This is a genomic window from Variovorax paradoxus EPS (assembly GCF_000184745.1).
Classification (GTDB): Bacteria; Pseudomonadota; Gammaproteobacteria; order Burkholderiales; family Burkholderiaceae_C; genus Variovorax; species Variovorax paradoxus_C.
On record NC_014931.1, the window covers coordinates 4,203,986 to 4,221,960 of the forward strand.

At 62.0% G+C, this 17,975-nt stretch carries 11 protein-coding genes, 1 tRNA gene, 5 pseudogenes and 1 other annotated feature; of the genes and pseudogenes, 4 read left to right on the forward strand and 13 right to left on the reverse strand.

Annotation, left to right across the window (positions count from 1 at the left end; genetic code table 11):
* Positions 1 to 996, reverse strand: a complete 996-nt coding sequence (locus VARPA_RS19485) for a Bug family tripartite tricarboxylate transporter substrate binding protein (protein ID WP_013542309.1) — start codon at positions 994 to 996, stop codon at positions 1 to 3.
* Positions 997 to 1,523: 527 nt separating this feature from the next.
* Here VARPA_RS19485 and VARPA_RS31685 point away from each other — a divergent pair.
* Positions 1,524 to 1,595 (forward strand): annotated as a pseudogene (locus tag VARPA_RS31685) (hypothetical protein); the annotation flags it as partial.
* Between the two features lie 126 nt (positions 1,596 to 1,721).
* Here the strand turns inward: VARPA_RS31685 and VARPA_RS19490 are convergent.
* From VARPA_RS19490 to VARPA_RS19525, 7 genes and pseudogenes are all read right to left on the reverse strand, one after another.
* Positions 1,722 to 2,231 (reverse strand): annotated as a pseudogene (locus VARPA_RS19490) (glutathione S-transferase family protein); the annotation flags it as partial.
* Between the two features lie 20 nt (positions 2,232 to 2,251).
* Positions 2,252 to 3,495, reverse strand: a protein-coding gene (locus VARPA_RS19495; RefSeq protein ID WP_086011091.1) for an IS3 family transposase whose coding sequence is annotated in 2 segments (ribosomal slippage) — positions 2,252 to 3,198 and positions 3,198 to 3,495 — 1,245 coding nt in all. Because the reading frame shifts where the segments join, the coding sequence is not laid out codon by codon here.
* A 102-nt stretch (positions 3,496 to 3,597) separates the two neighbouring features.
* Positions 3,598 to 3,780, reverse strand: a pseudogene (locus VARPA_RS19505) (glutathione S-transferase); the annotation flags it as partial.
* Between the two features lie 31 nt (positions 3,781 to 3,811).
* Complete coding sequence (locus tag VARPA_RS19510) at positions 3,812 to 4,321, reverse strand: DUF1579 domain-containing protein (RefSeq protein ID WP_013542311.1); 510 nt, start codon at positions 4,319 to 4,321, stop codon at positions 3,812 to 3,814.
* Between the two features lie 467 nt (positions 4,322 to 4,788).
* Positions 4,789 to 5,442 (reverse strand): SMI1/KNR4 family protein, encoded by a 654-nt coding sequence (locus VARPA_RS19515; RefSeq protein WP_234975104.1) that lies wholly within the window; start codon positions 5,440 to 5,442, stop codon positions 4,789 to 4,791.
* Between the two features lie 71 nt (positions 5,443 to 5,513).
* A complete protein-coding gene (locus tag VARPA_RS19520) occupies positions 5,514 to 5,987 on the reverse strand; it encodes a hypothetical protein (protein ID WP_013542313.1) in 474 nt (157 codons plus the stop codon).
* A 56-nt stretch (positions 5,988 to 6,043) separates the two neighbouring features.
* The gene (locus VARPA_RS19525; RefSeq protein WP_013542314.1) at positions 6,044 to 6,763 is read right to left on the reverse strand and encodes a hypothetical protein; all 720 of its coding nucleotides are present in this window, start codon (positions 6,761 to 6,763) and stop codon (positions 6,044 to 6,046) included.
* 286 nt (positions 6,764 to 7,049) lie between these two features.
* Between VARPA_RS19525 and VARPA_RS31690 the strand changes: the two are divergent.
* A pseudogene (locus VARPA_RS31690) lies at positions 7,050 to 7,439 on the forward strand (phosphohydrolase); the annotation flags it as partial.
* Positions 7,440 to 7,620: 181 nt separating this feature from the next.
* Positions 7,621 to 7,839, forward strand: coding sequence for a hypothetical protein (locus tag VARPA_RS19535; RefSeq protein ID WP_013542315.1), 219 nt, complete (start codon positions 7,621 to 7,623; stop codon positions 7,837 to 7,839).
* A 457-nt stretch (positions 7,840 to 8,296) separates the two neighbouring features.
* On the opposite strand, the pseudogene VARPA_RS19540 reads toward VARPA_RS19535, so the two are convergent.
* Positions 8,297 to 9,432: pseudogene (locus VARPA_RS19540) on the reverse strand (IS3 family transposase); the annotation flags it as partial.
* 49 nt (positions 9,433 to 9,481) lie between these two features.
* Here VARPA_RS19540 and VARPA_RS19555 point away from each other — a divergent pair.
* Positions 9,482 to 10,713, forward strand: a protein-coding gene (locus VARPA_RS19555) for an IS3 family transposase (RefSeq protein ID WP_416367497.1) whose coding sequence is annotated in 2 segments (ribosomal slippage) — positions 9,482 to 9,773 and positions 9,773 to 10,713 — 1,233 coding nt in all. Because the reading frame shifts where the segments join, the coding sequence is not laid out codon by codon here.
* Positions 9,760 to 9,876, forward strand: a sequence feature (AL1L pseudoknot). It overlaps the preceding gene by 117 nt.
* On the opposite strand, the gene VARPA_RS19560 is transcribed toward VARPA_RS19555, so the two are convergent.
* The 4 genes from VARPA_RS19560 to VARPA_RS19575 form a co-directional block, all read right to left on the reverse strand.
* Positions 10,689 to 12,803, reverse strand: coding sequence for a hypothetical protein (locus VARPA_RS19560; protein ID WP_049794440.1), 2,115 nt, complete (start codon positions 12,801 to 12,803; stop codon positions 10,689 to 10,691). The genes VARPA_RS19555 and VARPA_RS19560 overlap by 25 nt on opposite strands.
* 169 nt (positions 12,804 to 12,972) lie before the next feature.
* Positions 12,973 to 14,215 (reverse strand): IS3 family transposase gene (locus VARPA_RS19565; protein ID WP_086011063.1). Its coding sequence is split into 2 segments (ribosomal slippage): positions 12,973 to 13,915 and positions 13,914 to 14,215, totalling 1,245 coding nucleotides; the frame shifts between segments, so codons are not numbered across the junction.
* A gap of 221 nt (positions 14,216 to 14,436) precedes the next feature.
* Positions 14,437 to 14,522: transfer RNA gene (locus VARPA_RS19570), tRNA-Leu, on the reverse strand.
* Positions 14,523 to 14,964: 442 nt separating this feature from the next.
* Entirely contained in the window at positions 14,965 to 17,649 is a 2,685-nt protein-coding gene (locus VARPA_RS19575) for an ATP-binding domain-containing protein (protein ID WP_013542318.1), read from the reverse strand.
* Positions 17,650 to 17,975: the final 326 nt, after the last annotated feature.

Genomic DNA, 17,975 nt, shown 5'->3' on the forward strand with positions numbered 1-17,975 from the left:
TCATTGCAGCGTGATGTGAAGTTCCTCGACCGTGCGCTTCCACATCGCCAGGTCGTTGCGCACGAGCGTGGTGAACTGCTCGGGCGGCATGCCGCCGGGGGTGATGCCCTGGGCCTTGAAGAGATCGCGCACTTCCTTGGTGTCGAGGGCGCGTTTCACTTCGGTGTAAAGGCGCTGCGTCACAGCCGCCGGCGTGCCGGCCTTGAGCAGCAGGCCGTACCAGCCGTGTACCTCGAAGCCGGGGTAGCCCTGCTCGGCCACGGTCCGCACGGCGGACAGCCCCTCGAAGCGGGTGGCCGTCGCGACGGCCAGGGCGCGCAGCTTGCCGGCCTGGATGAACGGCAGGGCGCTGCTCATGTCGAGGAACATGAACTGGATCTGCCCGCCCAGGAGGTCTTGCACCGCGGGGCCCGCGCCTCTGTAGGGCACGTGCGTCGCGCGAATGTCGGCACGCTTGGCGAACAGCGCCGCGCCCAGGTGCGCCGAAGTGCCGTTGCCAGACGAGCCGTAAGACAAGCCGTCGGGCTTGGCCTTTGCGCTCGCCACCAGCGCCTGCAAGTCGGCTGCAGGGAAATCGGTGCGCACCACGACGGCATGGGGCACGAAACCCACCACGGTCAACGGAGCGAAATCGCGCAGGGTGTCGAAGGGATAGCCGGGCATCAGCGCCGGATTGGTCACCGCCAGGATCGACGGGAACACCAGCGTGTAGCCGTCGGCCGGCTGGTGCTTCACCTCGCTCATGCCGATGACGCCGCCGCCGCCCGGCTTGTTGTCGATGATCACGGGCTGGCCCAGGTTCGTCGACATGATCTTGCCGATCGCGCGCGCCATCAGGTCGGTGGGACCGCCGGGCGAGAACGGCACTACGATGCGGATCTGCTTCGAGGGAAAGGTGTTGTTGTCGGCCCAGGCGCGCGGGGCCAGCGCCGTGAGCGCGAGCGCGCCTCCCATGGCGTTGAAGTGGCGCCGGGAAGGGGCGAAGGTTGAGGGCACGCGTGTCTCCTTGGCTTGTGGATGCACCGCTGCATGCGATGAGCATCCTTGGCTTTTCTTTCGATACACCAGCTTAGGCCGGAGGTGCCTTGGCCGCATCCCACTGATTCCACTCCTTGGAATTGAAAAACCTGCTTTCAAACCAGTTCGAACGCGACGCACCACAACGCCAATTAGTACGTTAGACTTCAATTCGGTAGCCCCTTGTTTTCTCCCTCCTCCCCTTCTCAGGGCTACCCTTGCCCGCCTCGTGCGGGCTTTTTCTTGCCCGATCGGTGCGGTCTCTCGCGCGACGGATGATCGATGCGCTGAGGTATCGCGGACCCGAGCGCCTTGCCGCTATCGCGGCGCGCTGAACTGCAACGCCTTCACCACCAGAGAGAAGCCGGCGAAGGCTGCCGCTTGCTTGGGTAGTACAAGCCACGCGCAAAGATCTCCGCCACGCAACGGCAACGAAAAAAAGCTCGACTTGCCGAAAGCGTCCTGCGCATCCCAGTCGACCGGGAACGATCCGCAATGGCGACCTCATGCTGTATCAAGCGAACACCGTGGTTCTCTTCTATCCGACCTTCGACTCTCCGTATTCGTACACGCGAATTGGTCGGGTGGAAAAACCGAACGATCTGGCGCAAGCGCTCGGGCAGCGCGGTGTACGGGTCGGTTTTCAAGGGACTGAGGGCTGGCGTGGAAATGGCGCGAGCCGAGAGGCGCAGCGCCTGCGTCCTTCAAGGACGATCGGGCCTGATGTCCGGTGCGGGCGTCGAGGACACCCCTTGGGCCTTGGCGGCGCCCGCCTGCGCAGCCATCGCGGCCTTGAAGCCGGGACGCGCCTGCAGACGCGCCCAATAAGCCGACACCGACGGCGTGAAGCGCTCGGCCAAACCCAGATGCTCAGCCAGCAGCAATGCATAGCCGACCGACACGTCTGCCGCAGTGAAGCGGCCCGCGCAAAGGTACTCGCGCTCGGCGAGCAGCGGCTCCTGCGTCCGAAGGCGCGCCAGGAACCACTTGGCGTAGTCGTCGGCGACCTGCGGCTGCTTTCGCTCCGCAATCTCGAAGTGCGCATACCGCAACACGAGCGTCTGCGGAAAGGTCAAGGTCGCCTCGCCGAAATGGAGGTAGTTGAGGTAAGGCCCGTAGTCCGGTTCGTCGCAACCCACATCCAGTTGCCCCGCCGAGAATCGCGCGGCCAAGTATTGGCAGATCGCCGCCGATTCGGTCATTCTGATCTTGCCCCCGTATTTCAGGACACGGGCTATTCGCAATGTAGCGTCTGCTCGATCTGAGCAAGACGCTGGTTGGCAGCGCGAAGCTGCCTGAACTCCCTGGGTGATTTCATCTTCAATGCCGAGTGCGGATGCACCTCATTGAAGTGCTCGAAGGCTGCGGCCATCTGCGCCATCACCGTTCTCGCATCGGCAAGGTCCATGCGGCTGACGTAGTCGCGCTTGAACGTGTTCACGAAGCTCTCGGCGATGCCGTTGCTCTGGGGGCTGCACACGGGCGTGTTGACTGGGCTCAGGCCCAGTTGTCGAGCGATCTGCCGGGTCTCGGCAGCGATGTAGGCGCCCCCGTTGTCCGAGAGGAACTCCAAGACGTGGGTACTGGGAACACCCTCGACGCCGCCGAAGCGCTTCTCCACGGCCTCGATGAGCATTTCGCGCACCGGCTCGCCCGGCAGCCCTTTGCCCTCCCATGCCCGATAGGCCAGGATCTCACGGTCGCAGCAGTCCTTGGTGAAGGTCGCGGTCACGGTCTGCCCCGAATCACACTTGATCTCGAAGCCGTCCGAGCACCAGCGCATGTCGCTGTGCGCGACGGCCACCTTGCCCTCATGGGGCCGGCTGGACTGGCGCCGTCTCGGCGCCTTCGGTAGCAGCAATGCATGAGCCGCCATCACGCGGTAGATGCGCTTGGCGTTCACTCGCGTCGCACCGGTGGTGGCTCGATGCCGGTTCACCAACGCGCAGGCACGCCGGTAGCCATAGGTCGGCAACTCGGTGATCTGGGCCTTGATCTCGTCGAGCAAGGCCACGTCGCTTGCAGGCGCCGTGCGTCGTGTCCGGGCGTCGATCCAGGACTCGGAGCGAGCTTGCAAGCGATGAATGTTCGAGCGCGCCAACCCAAGGGCCTGGCAGACGGCCTTCACTGGCCGTCCCCATCCAGCAAGGGCGAGCGCGCAATCCACTTTTTTTCTGCGGCGTACTCCACAGCTTCCTTGAGGATCTCGTTCTCCAGCGTCTTCTTGCCAAGCACGCGCTGTAGCTTGGCGATCTCGGCACGAGCGGCTGCCAGTTCCGAAGCCGGCACCACAGCCTCGCCCGCCGATACAGCCGTCAGCGCCCCTTGCCGCTCCAGCTTGCGCCACTGGAACAGCAGGCTGGCGGCAACGCCTTCCTGACGTGCGACGAGCGACACGCTCATGCCAGGTTCGTAGCTTCGACGAACCAGCGCGGCCTTCTCTGCAAGGGACCAGCGCCTGCGGCGCTGGTCCCTCATGATCACTTCGACGGTATCCGTATTCCTAGTCGTACTCACAGTCCTACTCCTATCTTTAAAGATAAGCGATAGACCGTGTCCTGTCATTCAAGGGGCCAGCTCAATTCGCATGGCGCCGTCGGACAGCATCGGTACCGTGCCGAGCGCATTGATCTCCAGATACGACCGGGACAGCACGCGCGGCGGAAAGGGCAGCATCTTGAGGTCGTACGAAAGCCCGATCTCTTCGAACATCCAGAGAGGACGGAACGAGCGTGCGCTGACGCAGTGATGAAGGGTGATCATGTGTTGGTGTCTGGTGTGCCGCAGCGCCTGGTCAAGTTGTGCGGGGTTGCATGCGGCGGTAATTCACTTCGACCGCCAGAGCCTCGTCGCCGGAGAGCGTGATGTTGTACATGCGCAGGTCGAGCGTGTCATCGTCAGGCTGCTCGATGACCGTGCGCCAGCCCCAGCGCGAACCGTCTTGTCCATCGCCGTAACTGCCCAGCATCGACAGGCGCGGATCGCCACCTTCACCCGTGCTGAACATGATGGAAGTGCCGGTGCCGAAACTCTCGGCCCAGGCCGATTCGTACCGGCGCTCGTCCAGGTGGTGGGCGATCAGTGCGACACCTTCCATCGGCTCGCCTGCACAGCTGCCGGTGTATTCGTGCAACAGCACCCGACCGCCCAACAGCACGCGGATGCTGCCTCGCTGCACCGATTCTTCGGCCGGCTTGCCGGGCTCGAACCAGAGGCGGAAGCGGCCCTCCCACTGCCCCGCCATGCGCGCCAGTTGCGCGTGCACGCCGTTGGCCAGCGACGCTTCGAATTCCTTGCGACCCATGCGTTCTCCTTCAAGGCAGTGATATGTGCGAGGGACGAACTCTGCCACGCAGAGAGAGCTCGTCAACTCGGAACACCACTGCGAATCGGGGTGGATTCGAGCTTGCTATCCAGGGTGAGCCTGCGTGCCGTAGGTCATTGGATTCATCTCGCCTTGCCTTGTGTCAAGCTCGATTCCTCAGCGTGGCTGCTCTTCGACGCCGCCGCGCCAGGCAATCCAAATGCCCGGTTGCCTCACTCAAATTTCAAACGCATCGACGCGGAATAAGGAATTCACTTGAACCTCGATTTCATCAATCCGACCGTTCTGGGCTGGCTTGTCGGCTTGTGCGTGCTTGGGCTGATCCGCTATTGGCTGAATCGGCGCAAGTAGCCGGCCTCAGGCCTGACTGCGGTCTGGCCGCTTGCGTGAGTGGACTCACAACTGAAAGCTTCCGCTGAAGACAGAACCCCGGCGTGCGCTCCGATTCAATACAGCCACTTCCGCACAAGAGACTCGCCGAAACGATGTGCCAGCAGCGCTTCCCCGCCCTCCTCGTCATCGCAAATTTCCGCCAGGCAGCGAATCATCAAAGCGTCGAGATAGTCTGAGACGGAAGAGAAGAACCGCGTCAACGGCTCGCCATCGTCGTGATCGAAGTAGTAGACCTCGCCCCTCTGCCGGTGAAAGCAGAACATGTTGCCGTTGCCGAGATAGTCGCCGAAGGCCACCATCTCGTCGGCCAGCGCGAGAAGGACATCGCCATCGGGCAGATCTTCGGCAATGTCGACGATGCCAGGGTAGGCCTCGCGCAAGGCCTGAATCGGCGTGTCGCCCATCTCGACGCCGCACAGGGTCTCAGCCAAAGACAGCGCACCGAACTGGCGATGGTATTCGCGCAGTGGCGCGGGCAAGCGGCAGCCCAGACGTGCTTCCAGCGCATCCAGATCGGCATCGCTCGAGGGATTGATCGATGCCTGGCTCACATGGCCTTGCCACAGGGCGGCGTATGCACCGATCACGTCGGCGTACCAGCGGCCGCGAGCCATTGGATCGGACAGTTCCGGCCACATCAGTGGCGGACAGCCGTCGGGCGGCCACGGCGGGGATGATTCGGATGGTTCGGTTGACTCAATCATCATCGTCAAGCTTGAATTGTTCGCCCGGCATCCATGCGTGGCGAGACATGGCATTCATCGTTCTGCGCGCTACCTCACCGATAGGCGTCGCACAGCGCCAGATACTCGTCGCCTGAAATCTCCAGCCCCATGGCCCGGCGCAGCACGCGCGCCCGCGGCTTGGGTAGGTCGGTCTTGATCTGGATCTGCTTGCCGATGGGAATGCCCATGTAGTTCTGGTTGACCCAGGTGTTCTCGACGATGTTGTCCCACGGCAGCAGCATGCCGTTCTCGAAGGTCAGGCCCTGGTGGCCGATGACGAACGCGGGCTGGTCGATGTTGCGCAGCGTGTTGAGGCACTTGAACGTGAGCCATGCCGTGAGCAACCCGAAGCAGGCAGCGATGAGGATGCCGATGTTCTTGTCCTGCGCGCGGATGCACAGCGCCGCCAGCACCACGGTCACCACCGCCCAGAGCGCGGTGCCGGCGACGAGCCGCGTGCGGGAATAGAACACGGGGCGGTCTTGGCGGGTCTTCTCTTGCTGGGCGGCGGAGCTGTAGATTTCCATTTTTGTCTGATGCGCTGTGCGCGTGTTGGAGTGAAAAAAAGTAAGAGGGAGAAAACTCAGTGCGCGGGCAGGCGCTGCATCAGGCAGGCCATCAGCACGGGCTCGTTGTCGATCTTGGAGCGGTCGATCTTTCGGGACTTGCCGTGCGCGACGATGACCAGGTGTTCGTCCACCTCCATGCCTTCTTCGTCGGACTGCGTGCGGATGGTGTCGATGCTCGACCACGCAATCAACTGGCCCTTGTGCACCAGGCCTTCGGCCTGCAAGCCGAGCGCGCCGAACTTCACCGTCTCGCCGGCATGCAGGCGGCGCTCGACATCGTGCGCCATCGTGGCACCGACAGCCTCTTCCACTTCGGCGAGCAAGGCATCCGGTGCGTCCCACAGGTTCAGGCGCAGGCGCAGTGTCCTGCCGTCGCGGGTGCCGAGCAGCACATGGTTGCGGTTGTGGCGGTGGCGAAAGCGCGTGACGTCCACGAAGGCGAGCGTGCGGTCGCCGAGCCGAAGGCCTTGCCCGCCCACGGACAGTTGCCCCGGCGCGCGCAGCCATGCGAAGAAGTCGCTGCCCTGCCAGCAGATCAGGTAGATCGCGGCGGGTACGGCCAGGAAGAGAACGACGATCGCGCCCCTGTGATGAATGAAGTCCGGCGTGATGAGGTACGGAAGGATGTAGACCTTGGCCGGCACCAGCATCATGGCGCTGAAGACGTAGAGGGCGGCAATGCCGGCGAGCACGCAATAGAAGGAATGGCGGGGAAAGACTTTGGCGTGGCTCATGGGGATGTCGTACCCGGCGCAGGGACGACGGGCAGTGCGGGCAATGGAAACAGCCCGCGCACCATAGCAGCGCAATGCGCGTTTCATGACGCTCGATGCGGCTCTGTGTGTCTCATTCTGAGAGTAAAAAAATAGACGCCATACGAAAGGTTTAACTCCGCTTGCCTCAACGGCCGAGCGGCGTCGCAGCGCGGCGGCAAGCTCCGGTCACACCGAAGCCAGGATCGCGGCCCGTCCTTTCGGGTGACCCAACAGAGGATTCATCACGCAAAAAGACATCGCCGGCATGCGTCTCTGCAACAGCCAACTCGCCCGCGAGATGACCGAGTTCATCCGCGACACCGAAAGCGATCTGCTCTTTCACCACTCCGCTCGAGTCTATTGCTGGGGCGCCTTGACCGGCGCACGCACTGGATCGACGTTCGATCCCGAGTTGCTGTACGCGGCCTCCACGTTTCAGGACATCGGCCTCACTGCGCGCTGAACAGATCCAGCTTCGCTTCGAGGCGGACGGCGCGAACGCCGCGCGCGATTTTCTTCGGGGACATGGCATCTCGGAGCGCGACATCGAGACGGTCTGGAACGCCGTTGCGCTCCACACGACGCCCGACATCCCGCAATTCATGCGTCCCGAATTGCGCTGGTGCTGACGGACGCCAGCATGGACGTGGCCGGCCCCAACCCGGCACGCGCACCCGTTGCCGAGGGTGCGCGTCGAGTAAGGCGATCGACCACAGCCGCACGCGCAGTGCCTGCAGAACGCGGCGCTGGAAGACACCACGGTTCAGCGCCGTCCGACACGGCGCCCGGCCGCCGGCCCCGAGACTCCCTCATCCCCAAAAAAATCCGGAGGTGAGATGAATCAAAGCGCTTGCAAAAGCAGGCAGCCGTCGCAACGCCCCAGCGGCGAGTTCCTGCTCCTGATCGTGGTTGCAGTCTTGGTCACCACCATTGCGCTCCTGCATCTTGCGGTCGAACGCGAACGTGCCGTGGGGCCGCTGGATCTGCAGCTGGTTTCCAGCATGGGGTTTGATGCGCCTGCCGCTGGTAGCCGAGGCGATTCGAAGGGACAGTGAGGTGCGGGCCGTTGGCCCGCCGCATGAGTCTCAACACACAGAGCAGCGCAGCTCAAGTGCTCAATGCCGCGATGAGCTGCCTAAGGTAATGAAAAACGAAGTCGAACTCGGCTTGAAGGAGCAACCGAGCTGAACTGGCGCATAAAAAAAGCCGGCTAGCAAACGCTAACCGGCTTTCTCTTACTGTCGTGTGAAACCGATCGAATGATCGCCCAGAAGGCGCATAAAACCTAGACCATGAGGACGCTGAAAACTCACCGTACCCCCGTTTGTACCCCCACCTGCTAGCCCATAGTTTCTGTGGCGTACGCGCATCGTTCAGTTGGAGTCTCATCAGCCGTTCACGCCCGCCCCGTCGCGTGCACGCAGTACCGCAATCTGCCGAACTCGTCACGGGCAATTCACTGGCACTCGTGATGCTGTTGACTGATCTTGCCCCCGTATTTCAGGACACGGGCTATTCGCAATGTAGCGTCTGCTCGATCTGAGCAAGACCCTGGTTGGCAGCGCGATGCTGCCTGAACTCCCTGGGTGATTTCATCTTCAATGCCGAGTGCGGATGCACCTCATTGAAGTGCTCGAAGGCTGCGGCCATCTGCGCCATCACCGTTCTCGCATCGGCAAGGTCCATGCGGCTGACGTAGTCGCGCTTGAACGTGTTCACGAAGCTCTCGGCGATGCCGTTGCTCTGGGGGCTGCACACGGGCGTGTTGACTGGGCTCAGGCCCAGTTGTCGAGCGATCTGCCGGGTCTCGGCAGCGATGTAGGCGCCCCCGTTGTCCGAGAGGAACTCCAAGACGTGGGTACTGGGAACACCCTCGACGCCGCCGAAGCGCTTCTCCACGGCCTCGATGAGCATTTCGCGCACCGGCTCGCCCGGCAGCCCTTTGCCCTCCCATGCCCGATAGGCCAGGATCTCACGGTCGCAGCAGTCCTTGGTGAAGGTCGCGGTCACGGTCTGCCCCGAATCACACTTGATCTCGAAGCCGTCCGAGCACCAGCGCATGTCGCTGTGCGCGACGGCCACCTTGCCCTCATGGGGCCGGCTGGACTGGCGCCGTCTCGGCGCCTTCGGTAGCAGCAATGCATGAGCCGCCATCACGCGGTAGATGCGCTTGGCGTTCACTCGCGTCGCACCGGTGGTGGCTCGATGCCGGTTCACCAACGCGCAGGCACGCCGGTAGCCATAGGTCGGCAACTCGGTGATCTGGGCCTTGATCTCGTCGAGCAAGGCCACGTCGCTTGCAGGCGCCGTGCGTCGTGTCCGGGCGTCGATCCAGGACTCGGAGCGAGCTTGCAAGCGATGAATGTTCGAGCGCGCCAACCCAAGGGCCTGGCAGACGGCCTTCACTGGCCGTCCCCGTCCAGCAAGGGCGAGCGCGCAATCCATTTTTTTTCCGCGGCGTACTCCACAGCTTCCTTGAGGATCTCGTTCTCCAGCGTCTTCTTGCCAAGCACGCGCTGAAGCTTGGCGATCTCGGCACGAGCGGCTGCCAGTTCCGAAGCCGGCACCACAGCCTCGCCCGCCGATACAGCCGTCAGCGCCCCTTGCCGCTCCAGCTTGCGCCACTGGAACAGCAGGCTGGCGGCAATGAATCGCCCCGGCTTTTGTGGAGGCTCAACACTCTGAGAGGATTGAGCCATGAAGAAGTCGAACAAGTTTTCACCCGAGGTGCGTGAGCGCGCGGTGAGGATGGTGCAGGAGCACCGCGGGGAGTACCCGTCGCTGTGGGCGGCAGTCGAGTCGATCGCACCGAAGATCGGCTGTGTGCCGCAGACGCTGAACGAATGGGTCAAGCGCGACGAGGTCGACAACGGCGTTCGAGAAGGCGTGACGACCAGCGAGGCCCAGCGGATGAAGGAGCTCGAACGCGAGGTCAAGGAGCTGCGCCGAGCCAACGAGATCCTGAAGCTGGCGAGCGCGTTTTTCGCCCAGGCGGAGCTCGACCGCCGGCTGAAGTCCTGAGGGATTTCATCGACAAGCATCGCGGCACCTTCGGGGTCGAGCCGATCTGCAAGGTCTTGCAGGTCGCCCCGTCGGGCTACCGGCGGCACGCGGCGCTGCTGCGTGAGCCGCACAAGCGCTGCGCCAGAGCACACCGCGACGATGTCCTCATGCCGGCGATACAGCGCGTCTGGCAGGCCAACATGCAGGTCTATGGCGCCGACAAGGTCTGGAGGCAACTGGCACGCGAAGGCACGGCTGTGGCCCGCTGCACAGTCGAGCGTCTGATGCGGCGCCTGGGGCTGAGAGGCGTAATGCGCGGCAAGGTGGTGAAGACCACGATCAGCGATGCCAGAGCACCATGCCCGCTGGATCGTGTCAACCGGCAGTTCCGAGCACAGCGCCCGAACCAGCTATGGGTCTCGGATTTCACGTACGTGTCGACATGGCAGGGCTGGCTGTACGTCGCCTTCGTGATCGATGTGTTCGCCCGACGCATCGTGGGCTGGCGGGTCAGCAACTCGATGCGCACGGACTTCGTGCTCGATGCTTTGGAGCAAGCGCTGTACGACCGTCAACCCGAACGCGACGGCAGCTTGATTTGTCACTCCGATCGCGGGTCGCAATACGTCAGCATCCGATACACCGAACGGCTTGCAGAGGCTGGCATCGAGCCATCAGTGGGAAGCAAAGGCGACTCCTATGACAACGCCCTGGCCGAGACGATCAACGGCCTCTATAAGGCCGAGTTGATCCATCGCCGAGCACCGTGGAAGACCAAGGAGGCGGTGGAGTTCGCGACGCTCGAGTGGGTGGCCTGGTTCAACCACCATCGCCTGCTCGAACCCATCGGCTACATCCCGCCTGCAGAAGCTGAGGCAAACTATTACCGGCAACTCGCCAGTCAGACCGCCAAGATGGCGGCTTGACTTAAACCAATCGGCCTCCATGAAAGCCGGGGCGATTCACTGTCATCTCTCAGCGCTATCAAAAGCTCCTCCAGCGACAGCTTGAGAAATCCCGAGAATCTCTCGTGATCCCGTTCGATCGAGGTATCGACGATCCAACCATGAATCGGCGGTACGCTTCCAGTTAGTTCCAGCCCGAGGCAACCCGCCAACTCGCCCCCTCGCGCCAGCGCCTCAAGCACGGCGGCCACCTTGCGCTGCAACTGCTGTCCCGCGCGTCTCAGTGTCGTTGTGGCGTGCAGCCATGCGTCGCGCTGCGACTTGCGGACGAACGTGGACTTCACCTCGATAACGAAGACAGTGCCATCCCTGGCGCAGATCAGGTCGACCTCGCCAGCGTTTCCATGCGTTTCCGTCGGCGGATGCCAGTTCAGCATCACCTTGAACCCGCGCGCCTCCAACGCCGTCCCAAGGCGCGTTTCGATGCGCTGCGTCTCCTCTCGCGCCTCACCCCTTCGCGCGCCAAGCCGGCGCAGGTTGTTGATCGCAGCGGTGCTGTTGTTCTGCATGCCGACCAGCCAAGGCAGCTGCACCAGGCGCTGCCCGAACTTCAAAATCGGTCGTTCAAACAGTTCGGGCCGCAAGCCAGCTTGAGAGTTGCGGACCTGCGCCGCCAGCAAAGCCCAGTCGCTCGTCCAAAAATCCAGAATGCGGGCCGCCATGCGAGGACTGCCTTGCGGTGTCTTGGAACTCACCGTCCACCCGGTGATGCGCGAGATCTTGGCTTCACGATCCGACCACGTGAGCGGCAGGCGGTTCTCCAGAGTCTGGCCGAAACCGCCGACGATGAGCTTTTCGAGCGCGGTCACCCAATCCGCAGAGTCATCAAGGTGTTTGACGTACTCGCCAATGAAATCGTGAAGGAAAAATGCCGACATCAGCTCCAGCGAGAGCAGCGCCTGGAACAAGTCGACCGAATCGCCCGCGTCCGTGGTCACGGTGTCTGCCACGCCGTAGACTTCAGTGAGTTGTAGCCGGGTGCGCATCGCGCGGATGTAGGCCAACCGGTTCGCCTCGTGGTTCTCCGGTCGTCCGATCGTGTGCGTCGCGATCTCCGAGCCAGCGAATTCGTCCAGCGCCCTGTAGAACCAGTACTCGTGCAATCGCGCCAGCTTGCGGCCGTCCCGTGACCACGGGGCACGTGCAACAGGCTCCATTTCCTCGATTTCCAACACCGCTCCGTTGCGGACAAACCGGATGCCGTCGTCGTAGCTGAACGCATCAGCGGATAGGGAGACGAATTCGTTCAGTTCGATCTGTGCTTCCAGGAGCGCACCGAACGCGGCTCGCATTTCATGCGCAACAACTGACTGCGCCGTCGAAGACGGAGACAAGAGCGGGGCGAGGTGCTCGCCCAGCGAGCGGCCGATATCTGCCTCGTGCAGTTTCAGCGCGCTCTCTGGCGCGGTGGCGAGCTTCCACAGCAGGATGTCGTTGATAGCATGCCAAGTGACCTCATCGGCGGAGGCTGCACCGTCCGACCGGGGCGACGGTGCAAGGCTGTGGGGCAGGATGTGCTCGAAGGCATGCAGGCTGGCATGAATCAGGAGATCGAATGGTGTCAGTTCCCTCAATGCGCTCCGCGCGTGCTCCAACGCCGTGAGCCGGTCACGGTGCGCCAACTCGAAGACGTCGAGAACCTTGCAAAGCTCGGCAACTTCGGGATGAGCTCCCGCGATCTGGTCGAAATCCGTCCGGCGGGGGGAATGCTGGCAAAGGACCAGTCCGGAGTAGCGCACCGCGTTGCGCAAGGCGCTGGGTGAGTCTGTGGCGATGCGCGCCAGGAGATCCACATTGGCCACGCGTTCCTGCGCAAAATACCGTGCCAGCGCCAACACCATCAGGTCCGATCCCCAGACCTCCGAGGGCAACTCCTCGAAAAATCGACTCGACCAGAAATCAATGTCGCGCTCTGCCGACGTGACCTTGTACTTTCCGCGAAGCTTGGGCTTTCCATCCAGATAGGCGCTGGCCGTTGCTTCTGCTGCGGCATGCAGGGAAGCCTGCGCTGTCAACTGCTGCCGGAAGTATGGGTCGTAGAAGTTGAGCACTGGGCACAAGACAAAGTCGCTCGCTGTATCGGCACGCCAATGTAGCCAGCTACAGTCAACACGAGCACATAGGCGGGAGGATACCGAAAATGCCCTGGGAGGATTTTGCAATCACGCGTCAGATCCGTACCCCATACCGTGATCTTGCCCCCGTATTTCAGGACACGGGCTATTCGCAATGTAGCGTCTGCTCGATCTGAGCAAGACGCTGGTTGGCAGCGCGATGCTGCCTGAACTCCCTGGGTGATTTCATCTTCAATGCCGAGTGCGGATGCACCTCATTGAAGTGCTCGAAGGCTGCGGCCATCTGCGCCATCACCGTTCTCGCATCGGCAAGGTCCATGCGGCTGACGTAGTCGCGCTTGAACGTGTTCACGAAGCTCTCGGCGATGCCGTTGCTCTGGGGGCTGCACACGGGCGTGTTGACTGGGCTCAGGCCCAGTTGTCGAGCGATCTGCCGGGTCTCGGCAGCGATGTAGGCGCCCCCGTTGTCCGAGAGGAACTCCAAGACGTGGGTACTGGGAACACCCTCGACGCCGCCGAAGCGCTTCTCCACGGCCTCGATGAGCATTTCGCGCACCGGCTCGCCCGGCAGCCCTTTGCCCTCCCATGCCCGATAGGCCAGGATCTCACGGTCGCAGCAGTCCTTGGTGAAGGTCGCGGTCACGGTCTGCCCCGAATCACACTTGATCTCGAAGCCGTCCGAGCACCAGCGCATGTCGCTGTGCGCGACGGCCACCTTGCCCTCATGGGGCCGGCTGGACTGGCGCCGTCTCGGCGCCTTCGGTAGCAGCAATGCATGAGCCGCCATCACGCGGTAGATGCGCTTGGCGTTCACTCGCGTCGCACCGGTGGTGGCTCGATGCCGGTTCACCAACGCGCAGGCACGCCGGTAGCCATAGGTCGGCAACTCGGTGATCTGGGCCTTGATCTCGTCGAGCAAGGCCACGTCGCTTGCAGGCGCCGTGCGTCGTGTCCGGGCGTCGATCCAGGACTCGGAGCGAGCTTGCAAGCGATGAATGTTCGAGCGCGCCAACCCAAGGGCCTGGCAGACGGCCTTCACTGGCCGTCCCCGTCCAGCAAGGGCGAGCGCGCAATCCATTTTTTTCCGCGGCGTACTCCACAGCTTCCTTGAGGATCTCGTTCTCCAGCGTCTTCTTGCCAAGCACGCGCTGTAGCTTGGCGATCTCGGCACGAGCGGCTGCCAGTTCCGAAGCCGGCACCACAGCCTCGCCCGCCGATACAGCCGTCAGCGCCCCTTGCCGCTCCAGCTTGCGCCACTGGAACAGCAGGCTGGCGGCAACGCCTTCCTGACGTGCGACGAGCGACACGCTCATGCCAGGTTCGTAGCTTCGACGAACCAGTGCGGCCTTCTCTGCAAGGGACCAGCGCCTGCGGCGCTGGTCCCTCATGATCACTTCGACGGTATCCGTATTCCTAGTCGTACTCACAGTCCTACTCCTATCTTTAAAGATAAGCGATAGACCGTGTCCTGTCATTCAAGGGGCCAGCTCAACCGGAAGTACCGACATGGGATGCGATGGGTTGAGATGGCTTGAGGCAAAGAAAAACCCGCTGCGCCTATCAAGCGAGCGGGTTTCGATATTGTTTGAGACGGCGTGATGTTGTCCCATGGTGCCCGGGGCCGGAATCGAACCGGCGCACCTTTCGGTGGGGGATTTTTGAGTCCCCTGCGTCTACCAATTTCACCACCCGGGCGCGTCCAGAAGCATGCCAAAAATTATGGCACGGCGACTGGCACGTATTACCGGACTATTTCCCCCTTTGCAGCCGACCCGCAGCAATTTGCATGGCAACGCCAAAGGCTTAACGCCCCAGTTCCAACCGCAGGAGAAAGAGAAACCGGTTCCCTCGAATCAAGGCGCAGCCTTCTTGGCTGCGCCTTGATCTCGATGCGGTCGATGATCCACTGATTGAGAGATTCGCCCCTCGACGAAAGCGGCCCGGCGCCAGCGCCCCTTGACCAAGAGCGAAACACGTGCAGGGATTGTTGTACCGCGCGTAGTGCTGAGCGACGAGCTCAAACTCATCAATTTCGTCCTCTGGAAGCTGTTTGATGTTTTTCATTGGTGTATCACGATCCTCCCTGAACACTCAAAATCACCGGGTGGGCACAAATCCTCGGCGCCTTCACCTCATCTCACTTCGCCCATTTTTTCCCGAACATCGATCGAAGCGATTCGAGCGCCGGCGGCAATTCAGCTTCGCACGTCATCCCGAGATAGGTGGCAGCCCGGGTCGTTCCGACATACAGGTACTTGTCGAACAGTTCAGGCTGGACGGCAGCAAGCCGGTCGATGCCAACAAAGAATACTGCTTCGAACTCCAACCCTTTGATGTGCTGGATGTCGAACACCCGAACGTCGTTCTCCTTGCCCATTGTCTGTCCATCCCGGCAAGCCACGGCACGGATGTTGTTGTCGGCCAGTCGATCGCTCAGGCTTTCCGCCAATGGCTGCACCTCGGCTTCGTTCATCACCAGCACCGCGATGGAAGGCAATCTCTTGACGAAGGCTTCGATCTCCCTGATGCGCATCGCCAACCACGAGGCAGCATCACCGTCCTGCACCGACAAGTGCTCGACGAGCACCGGTGGCACGCCGTCATTGTTCACCCCTTGCGGCAACGTGATCATGTCGGCGCTCCCTCCTCCCGCTCGAGCGATGCCCTTGGCCAATTCGTTCAACTGAGTGCTCTGGCGATAGGAGGTCGTGATTGTCTGATGGGTCAGACCTGGACTGGCCCAAGTGATGTCGGCCAGTGTCCGGCTGCCCCAGGGGGTTAGACGCTGATTGAAGTCGCCGCACGCGAAAAAGGAGTGCGCCACCGGGTCGGCTAGGGCGGCCATGCAGGCCAACTGGATGGGCGAAAAATCTGTCGCCTCATCCACAAGGATCTGCTGACGAAGGCTAGTTTGCACGATGTGCAGTGATGCCCACTCGGGCTCGTCACGAGCCCGGCGCACCGAAGGTCGCCGCAGCAGACTGCCCCCGTTGCGCAACATGCCCAGCAGCACAACATCAAGCTCCAATGGATTCAAGTCAGTAACCGCATAGCCGGATGCTTGATACCAACTGTTCTCAGTCTGACGGGTGCGTCTGAAAAGCCTGTATCTCCTGGCGATGCCATTGATGAACGACGCGGCGGGATTGGTCAACCGACGTGCCTGGGATTGCCGTACCAGGCTACTGCCCACTTCGGCGAGATCCCGCACGAGGAGTCCCCTGTCACCCAACCACTCTGCAATGCGGGCATTGCGCGAGTTCTTACCCATCGATCGCTTGCGCGCATGCGCGCGTGCCTGAGCGCGCACGCAGCGCTGGTAAGCCTGCATCGCCATAGCGCGTCCCGCCCTTCCCCCTGCAACTTCTTCGTCATCGCTCTCGCTGTCGTCGTCCTCGTCCTCGTCGCCATCACTGGTATCTCGCAACGTGTCGATGAACTTGGCCAACTCATCGAGAAATTCTCGGTTGATATTCACCTGCAAGGTCAATGCTTCCTTCACCTTGCGATCTGTGAATAGCTTCATCTCGGAAATCCGCGCCTGGATCAGGCGCGACTCACGACTGAGTCCGTCGATCACTTCGTCGATGTCGTCCGGACTCGCATTGGTCAGCAGTTCCATGGGTGCACGCGCCAATGCGGCCACCGTTGCGTCGGGGTCCGCTTGCAATTCCTCAGCCGCCTGCCTGACCGCATCTAGCCAGGCAACCTTCTGCCAGCGGTCGAAATCGGCATACCAGTCAGTCAGGCGTTCATGAGCAGCCACGGCCAATGTTGGCGCCGCGTCCTTCAGCACAAAGATTCCCCCGCCAGCGGCCGAGCGCAAGATGCCGAATCGATTCCGAGCTAGATCCAGACGAAAGTCGGTCCACGTCCTGATGCGCTGCTCGGGCGGCGGGATGCCCTCCAACGCAAACGCCTCTTTCACATACTGGCGAAGGAGATCGGTCGGCGTGAACATCAGCCAACTCTGTGCATGAGGGACCTCGGCAGCTTCATCCATGCGCCGCACCAATTCTCGTTCTCCGTCGTCGAGGAACTCAGGATCGAGTTTCAGACCCAACCGGCGAATGAGTGTCGTGGTCTTGCCTGTACCCGGTGGCCCCAAGATGAGCAATTGACTGTTCAGGGGCAACCGGAAGATGGCATCCTGATACCGGTCCAGAGTCGGCTGGTCACGCAACCCCATCTTTGTGATGACGCTGCGACGAAGGCCATCGATCACGTTCTCCGAAGCGCTGTCCTCAGCCAACAACTCGGCCAGCAATTCGTCATCGAGCGCGGCGCTTGCCGGCGCAAGCAGTTCACGCAACGATTGCACGGTTACGGTGCCGAAATCGCCCTCGAGGATGCTGTCACGCGAGTCCCACGTACCCTGCTTGTAGGGGCGCAGCCGTGCACGCTGCCGCAGCACCACGACGTTGCCGTTTGGCAATGTGAACCTGTCCCCGACTTCGCGCGAGGCCATGGCGCCGACGGGCGAACGGTACGAAATGAGCGGCACACGGAGTCCCGTCGGAGGACTTGTGCGGCACACGTAGTACGTGCGCTCCTCGCCAGAGTTATCGACAACGACCACGCGTGCAACCGCCGGCTCTCGACTGAGCAGCGTGAATCCGTTGAATTTTTCGGCGTTCAATTGCACCAGGGCCTGCATCGCCTTCTCAGCACGAACAGGATTAGCTATGCCGATCGAATCTGGCGTCAGATACGCGTCTCCGCGCAGGCCTTCAATAGCACTGCATTCGACGGCATCGAACGTCTCAAGCACGTCCTCGGCAATTGCCGCCACCGGATCAGCCTTCGTGACGGATGCATTCATGACTTGCTCCTCCTCGTTCTTTAGTACGGTTTCACGGCAATCGTCCCAGCCAGCCCTAGCCGGATAGTCGGTCACTAACTACGAGCACATTCTCGCTCCGCCGAGCAGCCATCGCGTCACCCATGGTGCGCTTTCAGAGGCGCTCATCCGCATCCCCCACACCTCATGGACCACGACTTCACATCCACCGCTTTCAACGATGAAACTTTTCAACACCACGAGACATTCGCGGCGTCACCGGACCTTGCCTGCCCGGCCTGCCAATCACCGCGCATTAATCCACTCGACACCGGCAAGAAGGCCGTTGTCGCCATCGGCAGACCCCC